At 73.2% G+C, this 15,508-nt stretch carries 17 protein-coding genes; 12 read left to right on the top strand and 5 right to left on the bottom strand.

Annotated elements, in window-relative coordinates:
• Nucleotides 1-105 precede the first annotated feature (105 nt).
• Genes ACIP84_RS02610 through ACIP84_RS02590 form a run of 5 tightly spaced genes read left to right on the top strand, consistent with a single transcriptional unit; the run spans nt 106 to nt 5,635 of the window.
• Nucleotides 106-933: an MHYT domain-containing protein gene (locus ACIP84_RS02610; protein WP_401793608.1), complete on the top strand. Its 828-nt coding sequence runs from the start codon at nt 106-108 to the stop codon at nt 931-933.
• Between the two features lie 56 nt (nt 934-989).
• The gene (locus ACIP84_RS02605; RefSeq protein WP_401793605.1) at nt 990-4,163 is read left to right on the top strand and encodes a nitrate- and nitrite sensing domain-containing protein; all 3,174 of its coding nucleotides are present in this window, start codon (nt 990-992) and stop codon (nt 4,161-4,163) included.
• Nucleotides 4,160-4,594 carry a roadblock/LC7 domain-containing protein gene (locus ACIP84_RS02600; RefSeq protein WP_073905453.1) on the top strand — a complete coding sequence of 145 codons (435 nt, stop codon included), beginning with the start codon at nt 4,160-4,162 and terminating at the stop codon, nt 4,592-4,594. The genes ACIP84_RS02605 and ACIP84_RS02600 overlap by 4 nt, the downstream gene beginning before the upstream one ends.
• 14 nt (nt 4,595-4,608) lie before the next feature.
• Entirely contained in the window at nt 4,609-5,025 is a 417-nt protein-coding gene (locus tag ACIP84_RS02595; protein ID WP_401793602.1) for a DUF742 domain-containing protein, read from the top strand.
• Nucleotides 5,006-5,635, top strand: coding sequence for an ATP/GTP-binding protein (locus ACIP84_RS02590; protein WP_355964765.1), 630 nt, complete (start codon nt 5,006-5,008; stop codon nt 5,633-5,635). The genes ACIP84_RS02595 and ACIP84_RS02590 overlap by 20 nt, the downstream gene beginning before the upstream one ends.
• 25 nt (nt 5,636-5,660) lie before the next feature.
• On the opposite strand, the gene ACIP84_RS02585 is transcribed toward ACIP84_RS02590, so the two are convergent.
• Nucleotides 5,661-6,086 (bottom strand): PPOX class F420-dependent oxidoreductase, encoded by a 426-nt coding sequence (locus ACIP84_RS02585; protein WP_401793599.1) that lies wholly within the window; start codon nt 6,084-6,086, stop codon nt 5,661-5,663.
• Between the two features lie 152 nt (nt 6,087-6,238).
• Between ACIP84_RS02585 and ACIP84_RS02580 the strand changes: the two genes are divergently transcribed.
• The 7 genes from ACIP84_RS02580 (at nt 6,239) to ACIP84_RS02550 (ending at nt 12,413) form a co-directional block, all read left to right on the top strand.
• Nucleotides 6,239-6,652 carry a roadblock/LC7 domain-containing protein gene (locus ACIP84_RS02580; protein WP_355964763.1) on the top strand — a complete coding sequence of 138 codons (414 nt, stop codon included), beginning with the start codon at nt 6,239-6,241 and terminating at the stop codon, nt 6,650-6,652.
• Nucleotides 6,653-6,800: 148 nt separating this feature from the next.
• Nucleotides 6,801-7,862, top strand: coding sequence for a DUF6397 family protein (locus tag ACIP84_RS02575; protein WP_401793596.1), 1,062 nt, complete (start codon nt 6,801-6,803; stop codon nt 7,860-7,862).
• A 49-nt stretch (nt 7,863-7,911) separates the two neighbouring features.
• Nucleotides 7,912-9,459, top strand: coding sequence for an ATP-dependent DNA ligase (locus ACIP84_RS02570; RefSeq protein WP_401793593.1), 1,548 nt, complete (start codon nt 7,912-7,914; stop codon nt 9,457-9,459).
• Between the two features lie 41 nt (nt 9,460-9,500).
• Nucleotides 9,501-9,953, top strand: coding sequence for a hypothetical protein (locus ACIP84_RS02565; RefSeq protein WP_401793590.1), 453 nt, complete (start codon nt 9,501-9,503; stop codon nt 9,951-9,953).
• 215 nt (nt 9,954-10,168) lie between these two features.
• Complete coding sequence (locus ACIP84_RS02560; protein ID WP_401793587.1) at nt 10,169-10,954, top strand: polysaccharide deacetylase family protein; 786 nt, start codon at nt 10,169-10,171, stop codon at nt 10,952-10,954.
• A gap of 377 nt (nt 10,955-11,331) precedes the next feature.
• Complete coding sequence (locus ACIP84_RS02555; protein WP_401793584.1) at nt 11,332-12,045, top strand: hypothetical protein; 714 nt, start codon at nt 11,332-11,334, stop codon at nt 12,043-12,045.
• A complete protein-coding gene (locus tag ACIP84_RS02550) occupies nt 12,042-12,413 on the top strand; it encodes a peptidase inhibitor family I36 protein (protein WP_355964758.1) in 372 nt (123 codons plus the stop codon). The genes ACIP84_RS02555 and ACIP84_RS02550 overlap by 4 nt, the downstream gene beginning before the upstream one ends.
• A gap of 190 nt (nt 12,414-12,603) precedes the next feature.
• Here the strand turns inward: ACIP84_RS02550 and ACIP84_RS02545 are convergent, their stop codons facing one another.
• The 4 genes from ACIP84_RS02545 to ACIP84_RS02530 form a co-directional block, all read right to left on the bottom strand.
• Nucleotides 12,604-13,551 carry a hypothetical protein gene (locus ACIP84_RS02545; RefSeq protein ID WP_401793581.1) on the bottom strand — a complete coding sequence of 316 codons (948 nt, stop codon included), beginning with the start codon at nt 13,549-13,551 and terminating at the stop codon, nt 12,604-12,606.
• Nucleotides 13,552-13,588: 37 nt separating this feature from the next.
• Nucleotides 13,589-13,987, bottom strand: a complete 399-nt coding sequence (locus ACIP84_RS02540; RefSeq protein ID WP_355964756.1) for an SHOCT domain-containing protein — start codon at nt 13,985-13,987, stop codon at nt 13,589-13,591.
• A gap of 205 nt (nt 13,988-14,192) precedes the next feature.
• A complete protein-coding gene (locus ACIP84_RS02535) occupies nt 14,193-14,642 on the bottom strand; it encodes a peroxiredoxin (protein WP_030316940.1) in 450 nt (149 codons plus the stop codon).
• A gap of 63 nt (nt 14,643-14,705) precedes the next feature.
• On the bottom strand, nt 14,706-15,410 hold the full coding sequence (locus ACIP84_RS02530) for a PadR family transcriptional regulator (RefSeq protein WP_401793577.1): 705 nt from the start codon (nt 15,408-15,410) through the stop codon (nt 14,706-14,708).
• Nucleotides 15,411-15,508 lie beyond the last annotated feature (98 nt).

Below are 15,508 nucleotides of genomic sequence, written 5' to 3'. Positions count from 1 at the left end.
TTCGAGCCCGGTGCGATCGTTCGGGATCATCTCTCTGTCATATTCCATCAGCTTTCGAAATGCGCCCCTGGTGCGCCCCCCGATGCGCACTAGCGTCCGGGAGCCATGGGACACCTGGACCACGCCACCTTCGGCTGGCTGACACCTGCACTGTCGTACGCGATGGCCTGCGTCGGCGCCGCCCTCGGGCTGCGCTGCACCGTGCGCGCCCTCGACGCCACCGGCCGCTCGCGGCGCAACTGGCTGCTCACGGCGGCCTCCGCGATCGGCACCGGCATCTGGACGATGCACTTCGTGGCGATGCTCGGCTTCGGCGTGACCGGTACCGACATCCGCTACAACGTTCCGCTCACCATCCTCAGCCTCGTCGTCGCGATGGCCGTCGTCGGCGTCGGGGTGTTCGCCGTCGGCTACGGACGCGACCGGGTCCGCTCGCTCCTGATCGGCGGACTCACCACGGGTGTCGGCGTGGCGAGCATGCACTACATGGGCATGGCCGCCCTCCGGCTCCACGGCGAGGTCCGCTTCGACCCCCTGCTCGTCGGCCTCTCGGTGATCATCGCCGTCGTGGCCGCCACCGCCGCCCTCTGGGCGGCCCTCAACATCCACTCACCCGCCGCCGTGGCCGTCGCATCGCTCGTGATGGGCGCGGCCGTCAGCAGCATGCACTACACCGGCATGTTCGCGGTGCGGGTGGACGTGGCCCCCTCGACCGTCACCCTCCCCGGCGCCACGGTCATGCAGTTCATCTTCCCGCTCGCCGTCGGCCTCGGCTCGTACCTCTTCATCACCTCCGCCTTCGTCGCCCTCTCGCCGACGGCCAAGGAACGCGCGGCGTACGCCTCCGCCGGCCGCCTCACCGACGAGCGCGCGGTGGACGTCGCGCCGCCCGGCTTCCGGGCAGCCGAATCCGCCCGCCCGCACGCGGGCTGAACCCGAACCCCCGTACGCCACGCACCAGAGACCGTCGCAGCCGGAACGAGGAGGCCATGCGAACTCCCCGCAGGACCAAGGACGCCAAGGCGTCGGCGCCGCCGTCGGCGGCCGCGCGCGGGCGGCGCGCACACGCCGGGCCCCCCGCCGACGAGCCGGGCGAGCCCACTCCCGAGGCCTTTCCCGGCACCGGACGCCCGGACCCTGCCGGACACCCGGCCGGCGCGGGACACGCGACCGGCACCGGTCGCACGGCCACCAGCAGTCGTACGGCCACCAGCGGTCGTACGGCCACCATCGGAGGCCGCGCCGCCGCCCACGCCGCCGCTCAAGGCCCGTCCGCGCCTCACGCCGTCATGTCGCACGGACTCGGCGCCCCGCGGCACGGCCTGCGCCCCCGTACCGTCCGCGCCAAGATCGTCTCGCTCCTGATGGTCCCGGTCGTGTCGCTCCTCGCGCTGTGGGGTTTCGCCACCGTCACCACCGCCCAGGACGTCGCCCGGCTCCGCCAGCTCCAGCGCGTGGACGCCGAGATCCGTGAGCCCGTGACAGCGGCCCTCGCCGCCCTCCAGGCCGAACGGCGCGCCGCCGTACGGCAGATCGCGGCCCCCGGCGCCACCCGGGCCGCCGAGCTCAAGGACCGGATACGCCGCACGGACGAGGCCGTCGACCGCCTCCGCCTGAACGACACGCACACGGTCGGCGACACCGGGGACCTCCCCGGCGACGTCGGGCGACGGGTCAGCGCCTTCGTCGGCAAGGTCGCCGGCCTCGCCCGGCTCCGTACCGCCGCCACCGACGGCCGCGCCGACGGGAACCAGGTGTACGAGGAGTACACCGCGGCGGTCTCCGCCGCCTTCGCCGTCGGCGGCGCCCTCACCGGCATCCAGGACACCCAGCAGGGCTCCGACGCGCGCGTACTCCTGGAATTCGGCCGGGCCTCCGAGATGCTGTCCCGCGAGGACGCGCTCCTCACCGTCGCCCATCTCACCGGCCGGTTCTCGCAGGAGGGTCTCCGGGCCTTCTCCGGAGCCGTCGAGACCCGACGCACCCTCACCGCCTCAGCCACCGCCGACCTGCCCGCCGCCGACCGCGCCGCGTGGGAACGGCTCGCCGCCGGCGGGGACCACACACGGCTCACCCGGGCCGAGGACCGCATCCGCGCCGAAACCCCGGGCCCCACCGCCGCCCAGGCGGTCCCCAGCGCCGACTGGGACGACACCCTCGCGGCCGTACGGAACGGACTCGCCACGATCGAGACCGACGCCCGCACCGCCGCCGCCGACCGGTCCGACCCCTTCGCCGGAGGAATCCTCACCGCGGGCGGCGCCGCGGTGACCTTCGGCCTCGCGGCCGTCGCCGCCTCCCTCGTCATCTCCGTCCGGATCGGCCGCGGCCTCGTCGTCGAACTCGTCAGCCTCCGCAACACCGCCCTCGGCATCGCACGCGGCAAACTCCCCGACGCCATGCGCCGGCTGCGCGCCGGGGAGGAGATCGACGTCCAGGCCGAGACCCCACCCGGTCCCGTCTCCCAGGACGAGATCGGCCAGGTCGGCGAGGCCCTCACCACCGTCCACCGCGCGGCGCTCTCCGCAGCCGTCGAACGGGCCGAACTCGCCAGCGGCATCTCCGGAGTCTTCGTCAACCTCGCCCGCCGCAGCCAGGTCCTCGTCCACCGCCAGCTCAACCTCCTGGACAGCATGGAGCGGCGCGCCGACGACCCCAACGAACTCGGCGACCTCTTCCGGCTCGACCACCTCACCACCCGGATGCGCCGTCACGCCGAGAGCCTCATCATCCTCTCCGGCGCCGCCCCCGGCCGCGCCTGGCGGATGCCCGTCCCCCTCACCAACGTCGTCCGCGCCGCCGTCTCCGAGATCGAGGACTACGCACGCGTGGAGGTGCGCCGGCTCCCCGAAACTGCCGTCGTCGGCGGAGCCGTCGCCGACCTCACCCACCTCCTGGCCGAACTCATCGAGAACGCGGCCCAGTTCTCCCCGCCCCACACCAAGGTCCGGGTCAGCGGCGAGCCCGTCGGCAACGGGTACGCCCTGGAGATCGAGGACCGGGGTCTCGGCATGGGCAAGGACACCCTCGCCGAGGCCAACGCCCGCATCGCCCAGTCCGAGGCCCTCGACCTCTTCGACAGCGACCGGCTCGGCCTCTTCGTGGTCAGCAGGCTCTCCTCCCGCCACGACATCAAGGTCCAGCTGCGAACCTCCCCGTACGGCGGCACCACGGCCGTCGTGCTGCTCCCGACCGATCTCCTCCAGGGCGCCCTGCCCCCGGGCCGAAGCGCGGGAGCGGCCGGCCACGCAACGGACACACCCCACGCCGGAACCCCGCGAGTACGCGATCCTCGTGCCTCCGCCCCCGGCCGGGGAGAACCGGGCGCGGACCACCGGCAGAGCGGCGACGAGCGGACGACGGGCGGCCGGTCCGGCGCCGACGGGATCGGCTCCCACCGCCTCCGCCCCGGCCCGCGCACGGACGACGCACGCGCCGCACGCGAACGCGAGGAGGCGCAGCGCGCGGAGGCACGCCGCTTCGGCCGTCCCCAGGTGCCCCGTCCGCCGGCGCAGGCCGGTCCGCCCGCTCCCGCTCTCGGCGGAAGCACCCCCGCCGGGCCCGTTCCGGCGCCTCGCGGGACCGCCCCGCAGCCACTCGGCGGGGCGCGGCCCGGGATCTCGCCCAACGGGACGAGCGGCTCCCGGCCGCCGGTGCCGCCGCAGGCTCCCGCGTCCCCGCGCCCGCAGTCCCTGCCACGCCCGACCGCCGTGCCCGCGCTCGCGGCGCCCGCGGAACCCGGGCCGCCGCCCGCCGGAGTCACCGAACTGCGACGCCGCGGGCCCTCCGTACCGCCGCCGACGCGGCAACAGCAGCCCGGCACGCCCGCGGGTGCCACGGGCTCCGCGGGTGCCGCCCGTCACGCCGGAGGCGGCGACGACGCGGAGGGCGAGCTGCCGCGCCGGGTGCGGCAGGCGAGCCTGGTCCCGCAGCTGCGCGAAGCACCCGCCTCGGCACCGGTGTTCGTACCGGCCGAGCCGGGCACGGACGCCCGCACCCCGGAAGCCGTACGGGACCGCATGGCGGCCTACCGCGACGGCTGGCAGCGGGGCGGCGGCGCGCCCCCGGGCAGCAGGCGCCCCCTCGGCACGGGCACCGGTCACGCACCCGGCCACGGCACGAACCCCCTCGACGACCCCCGCCCCGAAGGAGACCAGCCATGATCGACCACGAGAGGATCTCCCACCACCGGTCCGGCGAGCTCGACTGGCTCCTCGACGACCTCGTGATGCGGGTCAGGGAGGTCCGCCACACCGTGGTGCTCTCCAACGACGGACTCGCCGTCGGGGCCTCCAACGGTCTCAGCCGCGAGGACGCCGAGCACCTGGCCGCCATCGCCTCCGGCTTCAACAGCCTCGCCAAGGGGGCGGGCCGCCAGTTCCACACCGGCGGTGTCCGCCAGACCATGGTCGAGATGGACGACGGCTTCCTCTTCGTCGCCGCGGCGGGGGACGGCTCCTGCCTCGCCGTCCTCGCCTCGGTGAGCGCCGACATCGGCCTCATCGCGTACGAGATGGCCCGCCTCGTCAAGCGCGTCGGCGAGCACCTGCACACCCCGCCGCGGCTCACGGTGACCCCGCCGGCCGTCGGCTGACCCGGAGAAGGCCCATGAACGAGGACAGCACCGGCGGCGGCCCGTCCGTGCCGGGCAGTCAGTGGTACGACGCCGACGCCGGACCGCTCGTGCGCCCGTACGCGATGACCGGTGGCCGGACCAGACCCGGGCCGAGCAACGTACGGTTCGACCTCATCGCCCTCGTCGTCGTCGACGACGACCCGCCCGGCCCGGCGGAGGAGTCCCTCCTCGGCCCCGAGCACCGGTCCCTGCTCGCCCTGTGCCGGGCCGAGACCCAGTCGGTCGCGGAGCTCTCCGCCGACGCCGACCTGCCCGTCGGCGTCGTCCGGGTCCTCCTCGGCGACCTCCTCGAATCGGGCTTCGTACGGGTCAGCCGGCCCGTACCGCCCGCACAGCTCCCCGACGAAAGAATCCTGAGGGAAGTAATCGATGGCCTACGAGCGCTCTGAGAGCACCGGCGCGGACGACGGCAGGGACGACGGCGCGGACACCACCGCACTCGCCCTGAAGATCCTGGTCGCCGGCGGGTTCGGCGTGGGCAAGACCACCCTCGTCGGCGCGGTCAGCGAGATCCGGCCGCTCCGGACGGAGGAACAGCTCAGCCGTGCCGGAGAGTCGGTCGACGACACCGGGGGAGTCGACCAGAAGACGACCACGACCGTGGCCATGGACTTCGGCCGCATCACCATCCGCTCCGGGCTCTCCCTGTACCTCTTCGGGACACCCGGCCAGGACCGTTTCTGGTTCCTGTGGGACGAGCTGTCGCAGGGCGCACTCGGCGCCGTCGTCCTCGCCGACACCCGGCGACTCGAGGACTGCTTCCCGGCGGTCGACTACTTCGAGCACCGGAAGATCCCGTTCGTGGTCGCCGTCAACTGCTTCACGGGCGCGCGTACGTACGGCGCGGCCGACGTCTCCCGCGCACTCGACCTGGACCGGGGCACGCCCGTCGTGCTGTGCGACGCGCGCGACCGGGACTCCGGGAAGGAAGTACTCATCCGGCTCGTCGAGTACGCCGGGCGGATGCACACCGCCCGACTCCTCGACACCGTCGGCTGAGCCGCCGTACCGCGCCCCGGGCCGGTCAGTCGGCGACGCCGGCCTGGGCGATCACCTTCTGGATGCGTACCCGGACGAGGAGTTCGCCCGGGACCGCGTTGCGCTCCCCGAACTCGTCCGCCCGGTCCTCACCCATGTAGCGGGCGCCGATGCGGCCGGCCCAGCGCCGCAACTCCGCCGGGTCCTCCGTGAGTTCGGCGCGACCGCTGAGCGAGACGAAGGCGAACGGCGGGGTGTCGTCGTCGACGCACAGGGAGACCCGTCCGTCGCGCGCGAGGTTGCGGCCCTTCACCGTGTCCTTGCCCGTGTTGAACACGAACTCGTCCCCGTCCAGGAGGAACCAGATCGGTACGACGTGCGGACTGCCGTCGTCGCGCACGGTCGCCAGCTTGCCGGTACGGGTCCCCTCGGACACGAAGGTCCGCCACTGATCATCGGTCATCCTCGTCATGCCCCCATCCTGCGGCACGCGCGGGCGTGGTGCAGTGCTTGCCCTGTTCACGACAGTGCGTAAGGCTTGCGGCGATACGGCGGACCACTGCGGCACGAGGATCACGGGACAACCGGGTCACCGGGGCGCACCACCCAGGGGGAGGACCACTGATGGCGTTGGACAAGGGACTGGACTGGCTGCTCGACGACCTGACCCAGCGAGTCGGATTCATACGGCACGCGCTCGTGCTGTCGAACGACGGCCTGGTGACGGGCGCGAGCAGCGGACTCGCACGCGAGGACGCCGAGCACCTCGCGGCCGTCTCCTCGGGACTGCACAGCCTCGCCCGCGGCTCGGGCCGGCACTTCAGGGCGGGCAGGGCGCGCCAGACGATGGTCGAGTTCGACGAGGCGCTGCTCTTCGTGACGGCGGCCGGCGAAGGCAGCTGCCTCTGCGTTCTGAGCGCGGCGGAGGCGGACGTCGGCCAGGTGGCGTATGAGATGACGCTGCTGGTCAACCGCGTCGGCGAGCACCTCGGCGTGGCCGCCAGGCACCCGGGGCGCCCGGAGGGCGGCCTGATCTGACACCCACGGGCGCCGTCCTGAAGACGTTGTCCACAGGCGCTTATCCACAGGTAGTGCGAGTGTGGTCACTCTGCGTTACGTTCTCGGTGGTGGGTCGGAGCGATCCGCGACACGGAGAGAACACGGACGTACGGGGGAGGGCCACGCGATGACGGTGGACGAGAGGGCGCGCACGGCGACGGTGGCACCGGGGCGGGCCGCACAGGAACTGGAACTGGGGCGCGACGAGTTCCGGCTCGCGGTCCAGCTAGGCCTGGTGAGGACGGTGCCGGCGCGGGAGGGCGGACGACGGCGGGTCGAGCGGGGCGAGCTCGACCGGCTCAGGGCCGCGCCCGACTTTCCCGCCGGGCTGCGTGACCGGGTGCGCGCGGTCGGCACGGCAGAGGCCGCGGCGCTCCTGGGGATCACCCCGGAGCGCTTCACCAGGCTGGCCCGGACAGGCCACGTCAGCCCCGTGCGGTTCTCCCTGAACCGCTACCGGGCGGTGGTCTGGACGTATCTCGCGGAAGAGGTCGCCGAATTCGGCCTCGCCTGCCCGGCGCTGCTCACCGGGCGACTGCCCGGGGAGATGCGCGAACGGCTGGCCGCGCACCAGGATCTGCGCCCGAGGAACTGGCGGGCACGGCGGCTCGGCGCGCTCCTCCGCGCCACGGACGACCCGTGGGCACAGGCCGCGGCCATGGCATCGATGCTCGATCCGGTTCAGGTGGCCGAGGTCGTCGACGACCCGTACGAGCGCGCCCACCTCGACCGGCTGCGTCCGCCGGGGCCGCCCGGCATGCCGGTGCAGGCGCCGGGCCGCGACATCGCCGAGCGGCTCACGCGGGCCGACGACCCGGACGAGATCCTCTGGCACCGCCTGAGCCTGGCCCTGGCACTCGACGAGGCCCGGACAGCGCAACCCGCGCCGTATCCCGGTGATGCGGGCCGTTCGGATGAGCCCGGGGCACGGCCGGGGACCGGGTTGCCCGTACGGATGCGCCCGCGGCCGGCTGCGACCGCGGCACGACCCGCACTGCCCCCACCACTCGCATCGCCCACAGCCTCGGCTTCGGCTCCTGGTTCTGCTGCGGCGGGGTGGCCGACTGCGCCCGACCGTCCGCCGAGCCGTCCGGCCGCGCGCGCCAGGCTCCTCGACCGGCTGCGCCGCAGGAGGGCCGCGGACCGAGGGCGGGTCGGTGGCGGGAGGCGCCCGGCCTCGTGGCCCTGACGGCGACGCGCGGCGTGCGGTGCGGGCGCGGGGTGGGCAGGATGGGCTCATGCTGCTCGCCCGTGTTGCGGATGCGTCCCGCGAGGTCGCCGCCGTGTCGGCGCGCTCGCGCAAGATCCGGCTCCTCGCCGAGCTGTTCGCGGAGGCCGAGCCCGAGGAGAGCCCCCTCGTCATCGCGTACCTCTCCGGCAGGCTCCCGCAGGGGCGGATCGGGATCGGCTGGAGCGTGCTCAAGGAGGTGGTCCCACCCTCGGTCCCGCCCGCCGAACGGCCGGGCCTCACGCTCGGGCGGGTCGACGAGACGATGACGGAACTCGCGGGGGTCTCCGGACCGGGCTCCCGCGCCGAGCGGACCCGACTTGTCCACGCCCTGTTCGCCGCGGCCACCCACGACGAGCAACAGCTCTTGTTGCGGCTGCTGACCGGGGAGGTGCGCCAGGGGGCTCTCGATGCCGTCGCCCTGGAAGGCGTCGCCCAGGCCGCCGCCGTGCCCGCCGCCGAGCTGCGGCGTGCCGTGATGCTCGAAGGCTCGCTGCCCCCGGTCGCGCAGGCGGTGCTCGCCGAAGGTGCCACGGCGCTCGACCGGTTCACCCTCCGGGTCGGCAACCCCGTGCAGCCGATGCTCGCGCACACCGCGGCCTCCGTCACCGAGGCGATCGGATCGCTCGGACCCTGTGTCGTCGAGGAGAAGCTCGACGGTATCCGTGTCCAGGTCCACCGGCGCGGTGACGACGTCCGGGTCCACACCCGCTCGCTCGACGACATCACCGACCGGCTTCCCGAAGTGGTCGCGACCGCACGCGCCGTCCCGGCCGACGGCTTCATCCTGGACGGGGAGGTGATCGCGCTCGACCCCGGCACCGGACGCCCCGTGTCGTTCCAGTCCATCGCGTCCCGGGTCGGATCCCGCACCGACGTCGCCGGGGCGCACGCCGCCCTCCCCCTCACCGCGGTCTTCTTCGACGTCCTCGCGGCCGACGGCGAGGGGCTGATCGACCGGCCGGGCCGGGAGCGGCACGCGGTCCTCGCCCGGCTGCTCCCCGAATCCCAGCGGGTCCGCCGCCTCGTCGTGTCCGATCCCGCCGATCCCGCGCAGGTGGAGGCGGCCGAGCGGTTCTTCACGGACACGCTGGCCAGGGGGCACGAAGGCGTCCTGGTGAAGGCGCTGGACGCGCCCTACGTGGCCGGCCGCAGGGGACGCACCTGGTTGAAGGTGAAGCCCGTCCACACCGTCGACCTCGTCGTCCTCGCCGTCGAGCGGGGGCACGGGCGCAGGACCGGGCTGCTCTCCAACCTGCACCTCGGCGCGCGTGCGGCGGACGGCGGCTTCGTCATGCTGGGAAAGACCTTCAAAGGACTCTCCGACGACATGCTGCGCTGGCAGACCGAGCGGCTCGGTGAACTCGCCGTGGAGGACGACGGGTTCACCGTGCGGGTGCGGCCCGAACTCGTCGTCGAGATCGCCTACGACGGACTCCAGGCCTCGACGCGCTACCCGGGTGGCGTCACCCTCCGTTTCGCCCGCGTCCTGCGCCACCGCCCCGACAAGCGGGCGTCCGAGGCCGACACCGTCGAGGACGTCATCGGCCGCTCCTGAGCGGACGGAGGCGGCCCTCGCGGGACGACGCCCCGCGAGGGATGCTGGAGACGTGGCACGACGAGTGCCGGCACGACGAGCGCGGGGCGCGACGAGCGACCGGCGGCCGCGAGGAGATGAGCGACGTGTACGACTTGCACATCGACACCGACGTGACCGTGCAGCTCAGTGGCTGCAGCCGGGAGGACGCGCAGGCCGTCTTCGGCGTCCTCGACGGTGTCTACGAGCTGGAGGACATGACGGCCACGGGACCGCAGGCCGCCGCCGCGCTGGCCCCCACCGTCTGGACGGCCACCTTCGACACGGCCGGAGGACGCCACCAGGAGGTGCGTCCCACCCATCTGACCTCCCCGGTCGGCGCCACGCTCAGCGGTGGCTACCACGCCGTCCACGAGGTCGAGAAGGTGCTTGCCGCCGGCTTCGACATCCAGTCCCAGCAGTCCGTCTCCGGTGACCAGGAGACCGAGGCCCGACTGCTGCTCGCCTCCCGCTGAGACTGAGGCGCCGAGCCCGAGGCGCCGAATCGCAAACGCCCCGGACGGAGCGGACGGGCGCCGTCCGGGGTTGACGTGTGCCCGCGTACCTGAAGGACCCCCCTGCCTTCCTCGGTATACACCGTGTGTAGAGTTTTCCGTCTGCCGTGAGTGCCGCCCTGACCAGGCGGTTTCCGGCCGTACCGAAGACATCACCGGGGAAAGCGGGTTCCACCATGTTCCGATCCAGGCTGGGCCGACGCAGGGGGACGGCCACCGCCCTGATCGCCGCGGCGTCATTGATGCTGACGCTCGGCGGCTGCGGAGTCGACACCGTGACGCCGCAGGACGCCCGGGGAGAGGCGGGAACGGACGACAAGGCGGGCACCGCCGCCCGTCGCGTCGACTGCGCCAAGGTCAAGTGCATCGCGCTGACCTTCGACGCCGGGCCGGGCAAGGACACCCCCCGGCTCCTCGACATACTCAAGGAGAAGAAGGTCCCCGCGACCTTCTTCCTGCTCGGCAGCAAGCACGTCGACCGCTACCCGAAGGTGGTCAAGCGCATTGCCGACGAGGGCCACGAGGTCGCCAACCACACCTGGACCCATCGGATCCTCACCGATCTCGACGAGTCGGAGGTCCGCGACGAGCTGTCCCGCACCCAGGACGCCGTCGAGAAGATCACCGGCCGGAGGCCCACACTCATGCGCCCGCCGCAGGGTCGCACCGACGGAGCCGTGTCCGACGTCAGCCGGGAACTCGGTCTCGCCCAGATCCTGTGGAGCATCACGGCCAAGGACTACTCCACCACCGACTCCGCCCTCATACGGCAGCGTGTGCTCGAGCAGGCACACGGCGACGGGATCATCCTGCTCCACGACATCTACGACGGCACCGTCCCGGCCGTCCCCTCCATCATCGACGAGCTCAAGCGGCGGGGCTTCACGTTCGTGACCGTCCCCGAACTGCTGGCCCCGGGCAAGGGGGAACCGGGCGCCGTGTACCGCCCCGAGAGGGACTGACGAGAACACCCGAAACCGGGTGAGGCGGCTCACACCGCCCACAGAGGTACGCTCGGAACATTCGGGAAAGGTTCGTCGTTCCTACGTATGTGACGCCGAAGGGGCCCGGTCCCCGAGGCCCCCCCATGTGGTGACCGCTCTTCGCGTCACGGCAGATCGGCCCCGGTTGGAATCCCCCGTCCAACCGGGGCTCTGTCGTTCCCGGACCCCCTTCCGCACGGCACGACAGCGGCGCGTGAGCGGCGCGCACCCCGGCGCGTTCGACCCGTTCGAGTGAGCCCCGGCATGGTGGCTCCGCCCTCGGGCAGTGATCATCCCGGGCGTCGAGTCGATCACTCGCCGACCGCTCCGACCAGGGACGATCGAAGGGGGACCCCATGTTCCGCACCACCCCGCGCACCCGCCGTGCGCTCCTGACCGCGGCCGCCGCGCTCCTGCTGTCCGGCTGCACCGCCGTCGGGCCCGGAGCCCCCACGCCCCCTGGGATGCCCTTCGGCAAGACGGCTCAGGACGCGCTCCTCAGGGCCGCCGAGCACCGGCTCGTCGTGGACTGCCTGAGCGGCCGGGGGCTCTCGCTGACATCCAGGCCCCGGGCCCCGGACGAGGAGCGCAGGCTCCAAACGGCGCTGTTCGGCGACGGCCCCCGGGAGCTCTCCGTCACCCTCACCACAGGCGCCACCGTCACCGCGCACGAGGACGGCTGCGTCGCCGGTGCCCGGCAGCGGCTCTACGGCGACCAGCGCCGCTGGTTCCGGGCACAGGTCGTCGTGGACAACCTCCGCGCCGAGGCCCAGGCCCGGATGCGCGATGACCCCGCCCACCGGGCGGCGCTCGCCCGGTGGACCCGATGCGTCACGCCACCGGGCAGCCCCCGCCCCGACCGTCCCGATCCGTCCGTCGCCGCCCGCTGCTCCCGCGAGAGCGGACTCGACGAGGTCCGCGAGCGGCTGGAGGCCGCCGAACTGGCCACGGTGCGCTCACTGCGCCGGGACGAGCTCACCACATACCGGCAGCTGCGCGACCGCGCACTGCGGCGGGCAGTCGAACTGCCCGCGCCCACCCACCCGCAGAAAGGCACCACCCCCTCGTGAAGCGACTTCTCGTCACCACCGCAGCGGCCCTGTTCGCCGCCACCGCCGGTCTCGCCCTCGCGACCTCCGCCGGCGCGGCCGAATGCCCCAGCGGTGAGTTCTGCGTCTGGCAGAACTCCAACTTCGGTGGCCAGCGCGCCAACTGGAGCGGCGACGACGGCTGGTGGGAGAGCTGGATCTCCGACACCGATTCCTCCTGGGCCAACCACGGCATCTCCGGACCCGGCATCAAGGACCACGTCAAGGTCTACGAGAGCGCCTGGCAGGGCGGCAGCATGACCATCTGTCTCGCCCCCGGCCAGGAGGTCGGGTACAACGGCGCCGCCAACGACCGGGGTGACTCCCACACCTGGTCGATGGGCTGCTGACACCCGCTCCACACGCCCTCCCCGCGTCGTGGAACGGCCGCCCGTGACCCTCCCCGCCGCTCAGCCGGGCGGGGAGGGCCACGGCGGGGTCGGTCAGTTCTCGTTGCCGAGCCGCAGGCCGGGGCCGAAGCCTCGTAGGGGGTGCCGGCTGCCGCGAGGCCCCGGCCGACGAGATCGTCCGCCCTACGGCTCAAGGGTTCCGGTGTCCGTGGCGAGAACGTCGCCGGACGTGCCGCCACAGCCACCAGCCGCCGGAGACCAGGCAGCTGGTGGTGAGAACGATGCCCACGACCGGCCACCGCCCGCCCGCGATACGAATGTCCGTGACGACCACCAGGAAGAGGGCGACCGACGGCAGCACGACGGAACCGACGGCCTTCAGGCCCGCACGCGCCAGGACGGGGTCGAGTCGGACACCGCGCGAGGAACGCGGGTCGGGCGAGCCGGCGTAGAACACCGTGGCCCGATCTGTCAGGCGTGTGGTGCCTCGGTAGTACCCGACGGCCATGTACGGCAGCCAGACCAGCGGTGCCACCAGGCCGACCAGGAACACGGCGCCGAGGAGTGCCCACCTGCCGACGCGGACCCACCGGCCGGATCGGTCGTCCGGCGTGACGAGGCCGAGGAGCCTGGCCATCCGCACGATCAGATCCCGGAACGCCGCCAGGCGCCCCCGGCCGGCTTCGCTCCCCGGTCGGGTTCCGGCCGGGTCGAGCGCGGCCCGCGCGGTCTCGGTGTCCCCGTACACCCCTTGCAGGACGAGGAGTTCGGCACCGCGCTGCGGGTCCGCGGGGTCCCGCCCGTCGACGGCGGCGATCTCGAGGACGGTGCGCACCTGGGTGAGGAGCGCACCGCAGAAGGCCACGGGGATGAGCAGCAGGAAGGGTCCGCCGACCAACGCGCCCTCCGCCGTCACGGCCCGTCGCCCACGGGTCACGACCAGGGCGCGCAAGGCGGCCGCGTCGGCCTCGGGATGGGCTTCACGCAGCCGGGCGACGCTCGGGCCGGCGCCGGGGCCCAGATGGCGCAGAGCGAAGGACGCGAGCGACTCCGGAAGCCTGCCGGGCTCCGCCAGGACCTCCTTCAGCAGGGATCCGGCGAGCCCGGCGGCGGGAGCCGCCCGCGTCCTCCTCCGCACGTCCGCGTGCGCTCTCTTCCCAAGCTCCTCCTGGGCCTCAGGCCAGGACCTTGGCCTTCGCCTTCTCGAACTCCTCGGGCGTGATCGCGCCCTTGTCCCTCAGCTCCGCCAGCCGGGCGAGCTCGTGGGCGGCACCGCCGCCGCCCTCCTGGGGGCCGGCGGTCTTGCGGATGTAGTCCTGGAACGCGGCCTCGCTCTCCTTGGCCCGCTTGACGTCACGCTCGCCCATGCTCTTGCCCCGGGCGATGACGTAGACGAGCACGCCGAGGTACGGGAGCACGATGCAGAGGATCAGCCAGCCGGCCTTGGCCCAGCCGTTCAGGGAGTGGTCCCGGAAGATGTCGCCGATCACCTTGAACAGCAGGAACAGCCACATGATCCAGAGGAAGAACCACAGCATGGTCCAGAAGAGATTGAGGAGAGGGTAGTCGTCCATTCCGGCGCACTCCGTTCCCGCACCGGCCGGGAGGCCGGGCATGGAGCGAGTTTCACCCAGCCCGGCCGCCTCCGCATGTCGTGGCCGCTCGATGTGCGGGCCCCCGGCCGCCGTGTTCGGATGGAGGCCGCGTACCGCGCCCGGGCCGGACTCCTGGGCGTCTGCAGGCCGGACTCCGGGGCGTCCGAGGGGGTGGGGCCGCGGTTCAGGCGCCGCGCAGGGCGGCGAGCGCGCGGTCCGCGTGGGCGCTCATGCGCAGCTCGCTGCGTACGACCTCCCGCACCCGCCGGTCCTGGCCGATCACGAACGTCACCCGCTTCGTCGGCGCGAGCGAGAACCCGCGCTTCACGCCGAACCGGTCGCGCACGGCACCGTCCGGGTCCGACAGCAGGGGATAGCCGAGGGAGTGCCGCTCGGCGAACTCCTGCTGCCGCTCCACCGGGTCCGTGCTGATGCCGACGGGCAGCGCGCCCACGGCGCGGAACTCGGCCGCGAGATCCCGGAAGTGGCAGGCCTCGGCGGTGCAGCCGGGGGTGAGCGCGGCCGGGTAGAAGAAGAGGACGACCGGTCCTTCGGCCAGCAGGCCGCTCAGGGAGCGAGCGGCCCCCGTCTCGTCCGGCAGGCTGAAGTCCTCGACGAGGTCACCGACGTTCATAGAGGCCCGTCCCCGATCCGTACGTGCTCCGTCACCGGTGCGTCCGGTGGCCGGCCGGTGACGTTACCGCACGGTAGGACTCGCCGTCACCCTTTCGGGTGCCCGGTCAAGGCCCGCCCCGCCCCTTCCAAGTCCGGTCAGGATTGGTGCCCCCGCCGTCGCTGTAGCCGTCGCCGTCCGAGCCGCAGTCGCGTCCGCCGTCGCCCCGTCCCGGGCCGCGGCGCGTCGGTCGAGCACGGTGAGGGCGCGCTCGCCCCAGCGCAGGTTCTCCTCCTCGAAGAACCGGCCGCGCATCAGCGTGAGGTACGGGCCGACCCGCTCCGCCTCGTCGAGGTACGTCTCCTCGTCCCGACCGGCGAGCATCCACTCCCGCAGCCGGTCGTAGCGGGCCAGCTTGGCCCGCGAGGTCTCCATCCGCTGTGCCACGAACCCGCGGACGGCGGCCGTGTCGCCCCCGTCGCAGGCCTGGACCTGGACCAGCAGCTCGTCCCGTACGGCGCTGGGGCGCGGGGGTGCGGCCGTGTAGGCGGCCAGATCCCGCATCCCCGGCTCGGTGAGGCTGAACATCCGCTTGTTCGGACGCCGTTCCTGCTCCACCACGCGCGCCGTGATCAGGCCGGCCTCGGCGAGCTTGTCCAGCTCGCGGTAGAGCTGCTGCGGGGTGGCGGCCCAGAAGTTGGCGACGGACACGTCGAAGATCTTGGCAAGGTCGTATCCGGATGCCTCGCCCTCCAGGAGAGCTGCGAGGACGGCGTGCTTGAGCGACATTCCGACACGCTAGCAGCACGTTGAATAGTTTCCTCCGCACCTAATCAACCGGCGATCCCCAGGCCGGACGGGGGTCCTACGCTGGCACGTCCGTCCGG

Origin of the sequence: Streptomyces sp. NPDC088707 (assembly GCF_044752725.1) — a bacterium.
Classification (GTDB): Bacteria; Actinomycetota; Actinomycetes; order Streptomycetales; family Streptomycetaceae; genus Streptomyces.
The sequence above is the reverse complement of the archived record's forward strand: the minus strand, read 5'-3'. Positions and strand labels throughout refer to the sequence as shown.